The organism is Streptomyces bambusae, from assembly GCF_019400985.1.
GTDB lineage: Bacteria > Actinomycetota > Actinomycetes > Streptomycetales > Streptomycetaceae > Streptomyces > Streptomyces bambusae_A.
Genome location: NZ_WTFF01000066.1, coordinates 16,691 through 27,655 on the forward strand (window position 1 = coordinate 16,691; position 10,965 = coordinate 27,655).

A 10,965-nucleotide genomic window follows, 5' to 3' on the forward strand; every position below is an offset into this window, starting at 1 on the left:
GTGATGCCCGACGAGTCGCTGCGGAGCTTGCTCCGGTCCTTGCACCCCCCGGTTCGAGGCCAGGCTGCGCAACAGCAGGTTTCTAGCCTGGCGGCATGACGAGAACACCCCCGAGCGCAGCAGACCTTCAGCTGATCCACGCCTGCTGTGATCAAGGAATCCCACTGAAGCCCTCACGCCTCGCGACGTGGCGCAAGTACGGTCTGATTCCCAGCCCCGCGCCCGTCTACCTGGGCGGTCGCCGTGGGTCGCAGCGGCGCTATCCGCCCGGGACCGAGCATCAGGTGGCCGGCCTCGCAGTGTGTGACCTGCTCCACCCGCGGATGTCTCCGTTCGACCTCGTCCTTCTCGCCTTCTTCGCCGAGATGCCTCTGCCCTTCCTCCCGACCGTGCCGCTGAAGGCCGCTCTGGCTCTGGCGTACTTCGACTCGCGCCCCCAGCGGCAGGACGAGGAGCAGCGTGCTTTCGACGCGATTCCTGTCGGCTGGCGGGACGAGTTACCGGCCGACTTCAACTGGGCCGAGACGCAGGCGGAGCTGGAGTTCAAGCAGGAACCCGCACACGTTCGGCAGATGCGGGCGAACCTCAAACGGCTGCCCGGCCTGGCGAGGGCGACGCGTGAGCAGCTCGACGCCCGCGTGCACGGCGTGCTCACGACCTTGAACCGAGCCTGCCTGCCCGTGGAAGACACCGACGCCATGGCGGATCTCAAGGCGGCCATGGCTTTCGACGGGCCGCCGGCCCGATCCCGCGCCGCGTGGATGTACGCCTCAATCTGCCACGCCGAGCAGCTGGCCGTCAGACGGGAGACGAGTGGTGTCGAACGGTTCGACGCTCTCATGGCTCTGGAGAACTCCGAGCTGTTGCACTTCCGGGAGCTCGCGCTCGAGGCCCTGAACGCCATGTACACGTCTGCGTCCGAAGGCCGGTTGCAGCGCTTCGAGATCCGTTCCCCGGACCATGCACGCATGGCAGGCGGCCTGCTGGTGGAGTGGAACAGCGTCCGGCATGTGGTGGACGCAGGAGCCCGCCCGGCGCAGCTTACTCGGGATGCCCTGCACAGCCTCTGGTCCGCCTGTTCGCACGCGGGCGGAGGCGGCGAGGGCAGAGCCGCCTTCGCCGCACGCACGGCTGGACGGCGTTCAGCTCCCCGAGGCAACTGTTAAGCCCCTTGCTCCCAACGGGTCGTGTAACTCAGCGAGGTTGGCATCTCGTTTGCCGGTATCTTCGACTAAAGAGGGCTTGTGTCACACCCTCGGAGGCGGTGTAGAGAATGTTGCAAGATGCGCACCCGCAGTGCGCACACGACACGCACGGCGTCGAGCTCGTACGTTTCTCAGCAACGGAACGACCTCCGGTCAGAGTTCAAGGGAGAAGCATGAGGAGCATCAGTGCGCTGTTCGACGAGGACGACCCGCAGATCACGCGAGCACGCATCGCCGAACTGGCCGGCGTGACGCGGCCGACCGTCACCACCTGGGAGCGCCGGTTCCCGGACTTCCCCTCTCCTAGGAAGGCTGGCGGGACGGCCTACTTCCTCCGGTCGGAGATTGTGCGCTGGCTCGACACCCGCCCCGTGCCCTCGCATCTGAGGCACCCGGAGGAGGGCGAGCTGGCCACGTACGGACAACGTGCCCGGGATTTCCTGGCAGGCGGGGAAGCGAAGGCTCACCAGCCCGCCCCCGTTGCGCCGCAGCGCCGCCCGGTGGCAGAGCCGGCCGATCCGCGGAGCAGCGCCAGGAACCGGCAGGTGGTGCGTGAGCTCATGGGGCCCCTGTCCGACTGGGTGCGCGGGGCGGGGTCGATGGTGAACTACGTGCTTCTGCTCGTCGCCCTTCAGTTCCTCCAAGTGGCACGCCGCGATCGGTGGGACGAGGTACGGGCGGGTGCGGAGGCCGCGGAACGGCCGGGGGCATCCGGCGGGGACCTGCTCGAACGCATCGGCCACGCGCTGGACGACGAGGTCCAGCGCCTGGGAATGCTGCCCCGCTTCGCCGAGTCGCTGTCCCAGCTGGTGCCCAGGAACGCGGGAGACCTGGCCCACGTCGTGGACCTGGTGGGCAGTCTCGACGGAAACGCCTTCCAGCTGATCATCGACGAGTACGAGACGCATGCCCGGCTGCGCAGCCGGGAGTTCTTCACGCCGCAGGGCGTGGTGCGCCTCATGGCCGCCGTGGCCCGTACCTCCCTGGCCCGTACCTCGTCCCCGGCCCGGGCTCCTCACACCGTCTACGACCCTTACGTGCGCGGGGGCGAGTTCCTCGTGGAGGCCTTCACGGTCTCGGAACGGGCCCGCCGGCAAGACCCTGACCGCAAGCCGCTCAGGGTGTTCGGACAGACGAAGGGCCGCGACGCCGCGCTCCTCGCAAGCCTCAATCTGGCACTGCGCGGCGTACGGTCCGGGGTGCGCCTGACGAGTGAGGAGCCGTGGGCGAGTGCCGGAGCCCAGGACACGGCAGGCTGGGCCGACCTCGTTCTCAGCAACCCGCCCTTCAACATGAAGGACTCGACGGGGGAGGCCTGCCGCACGGGCACCTGGCCCTACGGCGCGCCCCCGCTCGACAACGCCAACTTCGCCTACCTCCAGCACGCGCTCGCTTCGCTCCGCGAAGGCGGCCGGGCCGCCCTGGTCATGCCCAACAAGGCAGGAAACTCGGGCAGTGGCTCCGAGACGGCGATCCGTCGCGCGATCGTCGAGGCAGGGGTCCTGGAATGCATCATTGCGCTGCCCGGCAAGCTGTTCACGGGCACCGCGGTACCCGTGTCCGTGTGGCTGATGCGGCATCCGAGCGACCCGTGTGAACGCGTGCTCTTCCTCGACGCACGGCACCTCGGGGTCAAGAAGGGGCCGCGGTGCGTTCTGGAGGAGGAAGACCTCCTTGCCGTACTCGACGCATACAGGTCACAGGGCGCTGAGCCGCGTGTGCTGCCGTCCGCGTCCGAGGGGCCGGATCGGCGGACGGCCGTACCGAGCGCGTCGGTGGAGCGGCAGGCACTTCTCTATACGGGCTGCTCACTCAACCCCTTGGACCACATCCGCCCGCAGGCACTCGGCGGCCAGGACGTCTCCTCCCTCGAGGATGCGGCGGAGCGGGCCTGGGCCGACGTGAAGCGGCTGGCGGAGAGCAGCGAGCAGGCGGATGCCCGTGTGGCCTTCCTCCGCAGTGAGCTCGTGGCGACAGGGACCGGCGAGGCAGGGTGGCAGAAGGTGAAGCTCGTCCGCCTCTGTGAGATCAAAGCGGGCCCGTCGTTCACGCAGCTGGGCAGCAAGGACCGTAGTCCCGACGGCCTGGTGCCGGTGGTGTTCCCGCGGCACCTGAGGGACGGGCGGATCACCGACACCGAGGAGGAACGCGTCTCGACCGAGCTGGCTGCCCGGCTCGCGCGATTCCAGCTGAGGACGGGAGACATCGTCTGCGTCCGCTCCGGCAAGACGGCCCCGCCGGCGCTCGTACGGCCGGACCAGGAAACCTGGCTGATGAGCCCGAACGTGATTCGCCTGCGTGCGCTACCCGGCGCGGAAGTGGATGTCCACTACCTGCATGCCTGGCTCCGTCGTGCGGAGACGATCGCCTGGATCGAGGACCGTTCGGCCGCCACCGCGGCATCGTCGATCAGCACCGAGTCGCTCGGCCGGTTGGAGGTGGTGCTGCCTCCGCTGGCGCAGCAGCGCCGGGTCGCCGAGCTGCTCGAGAGCCTGGAGGAGCAGGTGCTCGCGCACCAGCAGGCGACGGAAGCAGTCATCAGGGCACGCAGCCTTCTCGCGGACCAGCTGATGAATCCGGTGCTGCCCGGTGGAGCGCTTGCGACGTGAAACTCAGGGCCCCGGCTTCATCCCCGTCCCTGCCCACTGTCTACTTCGAAAGGCAACACCTCTGTGACCCCCTCCGACGGTCCCGCTGATCTCCCCGCGACGAACGTTGTGCCCGTGTGGGTGCTCTGGCTGTTAATCATGATCCTCTTCTCGCTGGTCGTCGCCCTGTCCGCCGGCCTCCTCGAGAGCCTCGCGGGTGCCGCTCTTCCCACGGTGCTCCGCTCGGGCGCAGCCGGCTTCGCGACGTCGGTGGGCCTGTGCTTGGGCGCGGTACCTGCAGTACGGGAGCTCCGGAAGCGCCGCTGACGGTGTCCAGCCAGACCGGGTATGCAGGGGCCGATGGCCGCATACCCGGCGGAGCAATCGACTGCGCTCGCAGACCATGCACCAGGTGTACGCGGCGCGCCTCAAGGCGAACGGCGAGGATCACGGGACCCCTGGTTCTCACCCAGGTATGGCTTCCAAGTAGATGGCGGCCGAATGTCCGATTTGTCGAAAGTGCTCCATCGCTGTGGCTCCACTGCATAGAGTCGCAGGCCAGGAACTCTCCTCCCCCGTTATGTTCTTCGCGGTCCTGCAAGAGGGCCGCTGGCCTCCGGGTCCGGCATGACTGTGTCCCTCTGTCGATCGGATGACCTGGGGGTGGTGTCACCGGGCCCGAGGGGTGCCGTCGGAGACGCTGACGAGAGGTCCGACCACCGCCTGGCCGGGCGCAATGCCCGGCCGTGTCCGGGCGGCAGGTCTGCATAACGTGGATGCGCGAGAACGGCCCCGACGCCCAGGCCATCACCGGTATCGAGCAAGTGGGGGCATGCGGCGCACGTTCCGGCGCTGCGGGTACGTCAAGGAGGCCCACTACCGGGACGCTTGGCCCGGCGCCGACGGCACGGTCCACGACGCGGTCGGCTACGCGGTCCTCCGGCGGGACTGGCTGAGCGGCACGGTTACCACCCCGAAGTGGGATGACTGAGCAGTCCGCGCGAGACCGCCGCACGCACGCTACGCCACGACGCGCCAGTCAGCCAGCGGTTTCAGCGATCAGTCCGCACTTCCCGGCGGTACCACCCACTGGGTCCGCTGGCCCGTGAGCGAGGCGATCATGTCGTAGTCGCCGTCGTGGTGGAGCAAGGTGGCCCCGTGGCGTTCAGCGGTGGCTGCGATCTGCAGGTCCGCCCAGGACAGCGCCCGGTGGAATCCGCGTTCGATCGCCAGCCTCTGGATCTCGAGAGCCCGCTCGCAGTCCTCGTACTCGCAGTAGAGGTAGTCGAAACCACGCAGCCACTTGCCGACGGCGGGCATCTCCCCCTTGCTCCGCAGGCTGAACATCATCTCGTACTCCACCGGCGGGCAGATGGCCAGGAGGCCGCGCTTGTGGAGCGGCATCAGGACGGCCTTGACCGGCGGGAGGTTCGACCGTGCAAGCGCGGACTTGTCGGCCAGGTAGAGCTCGGTCACGCGGCCTTCGGTTCTTCCTGCGAGGGGGAGGGTGAGGGTGAGGACGGGGTCACCTTGGTCTTCTCGACGATCTCGCTGAAGTCGATCTCGCCGGAGTCCATGGCGTCGAAGAACTGCTGCCGCAGGTGTCTCTTCACCGCGTCCTCGAGTGCCGCGCGCACCGCGCCTGCCTTGGTCTTCTTGCCGTAGATGACCTTGGCCTGTGCAATCAGCTCATCGTCCAGGTCGACCATCATGCGGGTCATGGCTCCACCTCCGAGGGAAACTGCACCACATATTACCAACACTCAGTGCAGTTTTACTCAGAGTAACGATTCCGCTACCTAGCTAATTCGCCGCTCCATCGCCCCCGCGATCACCCGTGCCAGCCCCGCCACCGTCGGGGTCTCGTAGATCTGCCGCAGCCGCAGGGTGACGCCGTACGTCCGGGACAGTTGGCGGAGCATGCGGTGGGCGGCCAGGGAGTCCCCGCCGAGTTCGAAGAAGCTGGCGTCCGGCGGCGGGGGCGCGATCTTGAGGACGGACGACCAGAGAGCACGGATCTCCTCCTCGGCCGCGCCGACAGGAGTGGTCGTACTACTGGGAGGCGTCGTTACACCGGTCAGCGCAGTCGTACCGGCATTGCTGCTCGTCATGCCCCGTCCCCGCCCCGACCAGGTCTCGCGTCCGCCCCGCGCCCGATCAGCAGCGCGGCCAGCAGGGCCACGCCCGCGCACACCGCCCCCGCCGTGAAGCCGGCCGTCATGCCGGAGCGGGACGCCACGGCCACCAGTACGGCCAGGCCCAGCGAACCGCCGAGCGTCTGGACGGCGTTCAGGACGCTGGAGGCCGCGCCCGCCTCGCCCCGCCGCAGCCCCGACGTGGCCAGCACGGTCGGCGGGATCACACAGCACGCCATCCCCGCGCCGAGCAGCAGCAGCGGGGGCAGGACCCCGCTCCAGTACGGCACGGAGTCGGTCAGCCGGGAGAGCCAGAGGTTGCCGGTCAGCAGCAGGGCCGCGCCGGTCGCCATCAGGTGGCGGGGCCCCAGGTGGCGTTCGAGGCGTACGGCGGCCCCCGCCATCAGCGCCATCGTGGCCGCCAGCGGGGTCAGCGCGAGCGCCGCGCCCAGCGGGCCGTACCCGGCCTGCTGCTGGAAGTACTGGTTGAGGAAGAAGTACGCGCCCATCACCGAGCCCGGTACCGCGAGCGTCGCCGCGTACGACAGCACCCGCGCCCGGTCGCGGAAGAGTCCCAGCGCCACGACGGGGTGCGCCGCGCGCCGCTCCACGCCCGCGAAGAGGGCGAAGAGCACCACCCCGCACGCCACACAGCCCAGCGCCCGGGCGTCTCCGACGCCGACCTCCGCCGCCCGCGCCAGCCCGTAGACCAGGGCCGTCGCGCCGAGCGCCGACAGCAGCGCGCCGGCCAGGTCGAAGCGGCCGGGGCTGCGCCGGGTCTCGGTGATCACGGCCGGGCCCAGGGCGAGGATCAGCAGTCCCAGCGGAACGTTGAGCAGCAGCTCCCAGCGCCAGCCGCTGAGCGAGGACAGCGTACCGGCGAGCAGCAGCCCGCCCGCGGTGGAGACCGCGCCGACCGCCGTGCACACGGCGATGGCCCGCTTCCGCGGTGCGCCCTCCTCGAACATGCTCAGGACCAGCGCCAGGCCGCTCGGCGCGGCCAGCGCCGCGCCCACGCCCTGGACGACGCGTACGGCGGTGAGCACCTCCACGCCGGACGCCAGCGCGCGCAGTGCGGCGGCGGCCGTGAACAGGGCGACCCCGGTGAGGAAGACCTTGCGGCGGCCGAGGATGTCGCCGGCCCGGCCGCCGAGCAGCAGCAGGCCGCCGAAGGCGAGCAGGTAGGCGTTGAGTACCCAGGAGGAGCCGACGGGCGTCAGGCCCAGGTCGGCCCGCATGCCCGGGAGGGCGATGTTCACGATGGCGTCGTCGAGCTGGATCATCGCGTTGCAGGAGGCGATGACGGCCAGCGCGAGGCCCGGGCGGGGGCGGCGCGGGCGGCCCGGCTCGCGCTTGCCGCGGGGCGTGGGCGGCACGGCCGCGGGCCGGGCCGCGCGGGGTTCGAGGACGGGGGCGGACATGATCTGCCTCCTGAGACTTCACACGGTGTCAGACGCGACGTACGTATGCACGGGACTCGTGGGGGACACGGCCGGCAGCACACGGTCTGTTGGTCAAAACCTTGTCCTGGGCGACTCGTCCCGCCCTCGTTCCCCCCTTGAGCGGCTCCTGAGCTGCTCCTGAGCTGCTCCTGAGCGACTCCTGAGCGGCTGTTGAGCGACTCACCGCACCCGGAAGTTCGCCATCATCCCCATCGCCGAGTGGTCCAGCAGGTGGCAGTGGTACACGTACGTCCCCCGGTACGTGTCGAAGGTGGCGTGCAGCTTCACCGTCTCGCCGGGGAACAGCCGGACCGTGTCCTTCAGCCCCGACTCCGCCGGCCCCGCCGGGGCGCCGTTGCGTTCCAGGACCCGGAACTGCACCAGGTGCATGTGGAAGTTGTGCGGGACGACCTTGTTGGCGTTGGTGACGGTCCAGATCTCCGAGCTGCCGTGCGCGATCGTCTGGTCGATCCGCGCGGGGTCCCAGACCTGCCCGTCCATCAGCCCGCGCGGCTCCTGCCGCCCGTCCTCGTCCATGCTGAGGACGATGCTGCGCTGGACGGTCGCCGGTGCGAGCGGCGGGAGCGTGCGCAGCACGTCCGGCACCCGGCTGGGATCGGCGGCCGTGCGGACGACGTCGAACCGCAGCACCTTGCCCACCTGCTCGGGCGTGCCGGGGCCCAGCGTGTTCTCCAGGACGATCTTGGTGCCGACCGGGTAGCGGGAGAAGTCGATGACGACGTCGGCGCGTTCCGCGGGGGACAGCCCGACCGTGTCGGTGGTGAAGGGGCGCTCCAGCAGGCCGCCGTCCGTGCCGATCTGGATCATCTGGCCGCCGTCCGACAGGCGCAGCTGGAAGAAGCGCATGTTGGAGGAGTTGAGCAGCCGGAAGCGGTACTTGCGGGCCGCGACCGGGAAGTACGGCGTGGGCCGGCCGTTGGCCAGGACGGTGGTGCGGCCGAAGACGTCGTCCATCTGGTAGACGAGCCGGCCGGCCTCGTCGAAGCGGGCGTCGCGCAGCGCGATCGGGACCTCGTACTGGCCGGCGGGCAGCGGCAGGGCGCTCTCGACCTCGTCGGTGAGCAGGTACGAGCCCGACAGGCCGCGGTAGACGTGCTCGGACTCCATGTGGTGGGCGTGGTCGTGGAACCACAGCGGGGCGTGGGGCTGCTGGTTGGGGTAGGTGTACGTGCGTGCGCTGCCCGGGGCGACGGTGTCCATGGGGCTGCCGTCGTTCTCGGGGGTGACGCTCCCGCCGTGCAGGTGGACGGCCACCGGCATGGTCAGGGTGTTGCGGTGGCGGACGACCACCTTCCGGCCGCTGCGGGCCCGCAGCACCGGTCCGGGGAAGTGGCCGTCGTACGTCAGGACCTTGGTCTGGACGCCGGGCAGGATCTCCCGCGCGACCTCCTTGATCGTGACGTAGTACAGGTCCTGGCCGCCCAGGGTGGATATCGGCGAGAGCACGGGCAGGGTGGGCATCCGTACGGTGAACGGCTCGGGCGCCGCCACGGCGGGGCCGCCCCCGGTGCCGGATCCCGCCCCGGCCGCCCCGTCCGCGGCCTGCGCCGACCGGGCGTTCAGCAGCGGCATCAGCGCACCGCCCGTGATCAGGCTCGCGCCGGTCGCGGCGAGGGCGCCGCCGAGCACGCTGCGTCTGGTGACCATGGGATGTCCTCCTGGGAAGGGCCGGAAAGGCCGGGAAAGGCCGGAAAGGCGGGAAGGCGGGAAGAGCAGGACAGGCCGGAAAGGCCGGAAAGGTCCAGCAAAGGCCGTAAAGCCTGAGAAGAGCTGGAACGGGCTGAGACAGCAGGCTGAGACAGCGGGCGGGAGAGCAGGCAGGAAAGCAGGCGGGAAAGCAGGCCGGACAGAACAAGACAGAGGTGTCGCGCCGCGAGTGCACCAGAGCGGACTCGCGCCCCGCTCGTGCCCGGTTGGGGCCCGCCCCGGCGGCTTGCGCGGGCCTTGCGGGGCCTGGGCGAGGCTCCTGTCGATGCGTACGCGCTCCCGCGTGCGCACGGGACGGGGAGGGCCACCGTGGATCTGCACGACCTGCGCGACCTACGCGACTGGCTGCCGCGCGCCGTCGAGGTCGCCGAACGGTGGGGCGGGCAGTTCGGCCCCTACCGGACCCATGACGCGCACCGCATCGGCTCCGCGGCCTTCACCGAGGCCTTCGACCGCCTCGCCAAGCGGATGGACGACAACTATCCGTTCTTCCACCCGCGTTACGCCGGACAGATGGTCAAGCCGCCGCACCCGGCGGCCGTCGTCGGCTACCTGACGGCCATGCTCTTCAACCCCAACAACCACGCCGCCGAGGGCGGACCGGCCACCACCGAGATGGAGAAGGAGGCGGTCGCGGAGCTGGCCGCCATGTTCGGGCTGCCCGCGCACGTCGGCCACCTCACCACCAGCGGCACGATGGCCAACCTCGAGGCGCTCTACGTCGCCCGTCAGGTGCATCCGGAGCGCGGGGTCGCGTACAGCTCCGAGTGCCACTACACGCACGAGCGGATGTGCCACGTCCTGGGGATGGAGGGCCACCGGATCCCGGCCGACGACCGGGGCCGCATCGACCTCGGTGCGCTGGAGGAGGCGCTGCGCGGCGGGCGGATCGGCACGGTCGTCGTCACCACCGGCACGACCGGGCTGGGCGCGGTGGACCCGGTGCACGATGTGCTGCGGCTGGCGCGCCGGTACGGGGCGCGGGTGCACGTGGACGCGGCGTACGGCGGCTTCTACGCGATCCTCGGCCGAGCCGGGCTCAGCGGGCTGGACCCGGAGCCGTGGCGGGCGATCGCCGCGTGCGACTCGGTGGTCGTCGACCCGCACAAGCACGGGCTCCAGCCGTACGGCTGCGGCGCGGTCCTCTTCCCCGACCCGCGCGCCGGGCGGCACTTCGCGCACGACTCTCCGTACACCTACTTCACCGACTCCGACCTGCACCTCGGGGAGATCAGCCTGGAGTGCTCACGGGCGGGTGCGGCGGCGGCCGCGCTGTGGCTGACGCTGCAGCTGCTGCCGCTGACGCCGGAGGGCTTCGGGCGCATCCTGGCGGCGAACAGGCACGCCGCACGGTCCTGGGCGCAGCTGCTGCGCGACTCGGCGGAACTCCGCCTCTACCAGGAGCCGCAGCTCGACATCGTCACGTACTTCCCGACGACGGCCGGCCTCGCCCTGTCCGGCATCGACGGGGCGTCGGACCGGCTGCTGCGCGACGGCATGACGGCGGACGCGGATCCGGTGTTCCTGAGCGTGCTGCGCGCGGACGCGGAGGCCTTCGTACGGCGCCACCCGGACGTACGGCGCGACGCGGAGGCGGCCCGCATCCTGCGCAGCGTCCTGATCAAACCGGAGTCCGAGCACTACGTACCGTCCCTGCACGCCCGCGTCACGTCCCTGGCCACCGACATCGGCACCCGCGCCGACGCGGACCGCACGCCGGACACGGGCCGCACGCCGGACACGGGCCGGACGCCCGACGCGGCATGAGCCACCGTGCCGCCCGCCCGGTCCGCCCCGACCAGACCACCCGCGCCGCCGACCCGGCCCGCGCCACCGACCCGGCCCGCGGCGCCGCCCCACCCCACCC

At 70.6% G+C, this 10,965-nt stretch carries 10 protein-coding genes; 5 read left to right on the forward strand and 5 right to left on the reverse strand.

What is annotated here, in order from left to right:
• Nucleotides 1–95 precede the first annotated feature (95 nt).
• The 4 genes from GPJ59_RS12180 to GPJ59_RS12195 all read left to right on the forward strand — a co-directional run bounded on the left by GPJ59_RS12180 (nucleotide 96) and on the right by GPJ59_RS12195 (nucleotide 4,784).
• On the forward strand, nucleotides 96–1,166 hold the full coding sequence (locus tag GPJ59_RS12180; RefSeq protein WP_219667065.1) for a hypothetical protein: 1,071 nt from the start codon (nucleotides 96–98) through the stop codon (nucleotides 1,164–1,166).
• A gap of 212 nt (nucleotides 1,167–1,378) precedes the next feature.
• A complete protein-coding gene (locus GPJ59_RS12185) occupies nucleotides 1,379–3,814 on the forward strand; it encodes a type I restriction-modification system subunit M/S (protein ID WP_219667068.1) in 2,436 nt (811 codons plus the stop codon).
• A gap of 120 nt (nucleotides 3,815–3,934) precedes the next feature.
• A complete protein-coding gene (locus GPJ59_RS12190; RefSeq protein WP_219667069.1) occupies nucleotides 3,935–4,120 on the forward strand; it encodes a hypothetical protein in 186 nt (61 codons plus the stop codon).
• 505 nt (nucleotides 4,121–4,625) lie between these two features.
• Nucleotides 4,626–4,784, forward strand: coding sequence for a hypothetical protein (locus GPJ59_RS12195; protein WP_258024275.1), 159 nt, complete (start codon nucleotides 4,626–4,628; stop codon nucleotides 4,782–4,784).
• Between the two features lie 68 nt (nucleotides 4,785–4,852).
• Here the strand turns inward: GPJ59_RS12195 and GPJ59_RS12200 are convergent, their stop codons facing one another.
• From GPJ59_RS12200 to GPJ59_RS12220, 5 genes are all read right to left on the reverse strand, one after another.
• Entirely contained in the window at nucleotides 4,853–5,269 is a 417-nt protein-coding gene (locus tag GPJ59_RS12200; RefSeq protein WP_219667070.1) for a PIN domain nuclease, read from the reverse strand.
• Nucleotides 5,266–5,514: a type II toxin-antitoxin system VapB family antitoxin gene (locus tag GPJ59_RS12205; protein WP_219667071.1), complete on the reverse strand. Its 249-nt coding sequence runs from the start codon at nucleotides 5,512–5,514 to the stop codon at nucleotides 5,266–5,268. The genes GPJ59_RS12200 and GPJ59_RS12205 overlap by 4 nt, the downstream gene beginning before the upstream one ends.
• A 78-nt stretch (nucleotides 5,515–5,592) precedes the next feature.
• Nucleotides 5,593–5,904 (reverse strand): acyl carrier protein, encoded by a 312-nt coding sequence (locus GPJ59_RS12210; protein WP_219667072.1) that lies wholly within the window; start codon nucleotides 5,902–5,904, stop codon nucleotides 5,593–5,595.
• Nucleotides 5,901–7,349 carry an MFS transporter gene (locus GPJ59_RS12215; protein ID WP_219667074.1) on the reverse strand — a complete coding sequence of 483 codons (1,449 nt, stop codon included), beginning with the start codon at nucleotides 7,347–7,349 and terminating at the stop codon, nucleotides 5,901–5,903. The genes GPJ59_RS12210 and GPJ59_RS12215 overlap by 4 nt, the downstream gene beginning before the upstream one ends.
• 201 nt (nucleotides 7,350–7,550) lie before the next feature.
• Nucleotides 7,551–9,038, reverse strand: a complete 1,488-nt coding sequence (locus GPJ59_RS12220; RefSeq protein ID WP_219667075.1) for a multicopper oxidase family protein — start codon at nucleotides 9,036–9,038, stop codon at nucleotides 7,551–7,553.
• 369 nt (nucleotides 9,039–9,407) lie between these two features.
• On the opposite strand from GPJ59_RS12220, the gene GPJ59_RS12225 reads away from it, so the two are divergent.
• Nucleotides 9,408–10,865, forward strand: coding sequence for a pyridoxal phosphate-dependent decarboxylase family protein (locus GPJ59_RS12225; RefSeq protein ID WP_308120259.1), 1,458 nt, complete (start codon nucleotides 9,408–9,410; stop codon nucleotides 10,863–10,865).
• Nucleotides 10,866–10,965 lie beyond the last annotated feature (100 nt).

Bases quoted from the DNA above. Each gene is read 5' to 3' on its own strand.
- GPJ59_RS12180 (WP_219667065.1), top strand. From the start codon at position 96: ATGACGAGAACACCCCCGAGCGCAGCAGACCTTCAGCTGATCCACGCC.
- GPJ59_RS12185 (WP_219667068.1), top strand. From the start codon at position 1,379: ATGAGGAGCATCAGTGCGCTGTTCGACGAGGACGACCCGCAGATCACG.
- GPJ59_RS12195 (WP_258024275.1), top strand. From the start codon at position 4,626: ATGCGGCGCACGTTCCGGCGCTGCGGGTACGTCAAGGAGGCCCACTAC.
- GPJ59_RS12205 (WP_219667071.1), bottom strand. From the start codon at position 5,514: ATGACCCGCATGATGGTCGACCTGGACGATGAGCTGATTGCACAGGCC.
- GPJ59_RS12210 (WP_219667072.1), bottom strand. From the start codon at position 5,904: ATGACGAGCAGCAATGCCGGTACGACTGCGCTGACCGGTGTAACGACG.
- GPJ59_RS12215 (WP_219667074.1), bottom strand. From the start codon at position 7,349: ATGTCCGCCCCCGTCCTCGAACCCCGCGCGGCCCGGCCCGCGGCCGTG.
- GPJ59_RS12220 (WP_219667075.1), bottom strand. From the start codon at position 9,038: ATGGTCACCAGACGCAGCGTGCTCGGCGGCGCCCTCGCCGCGACCGGC.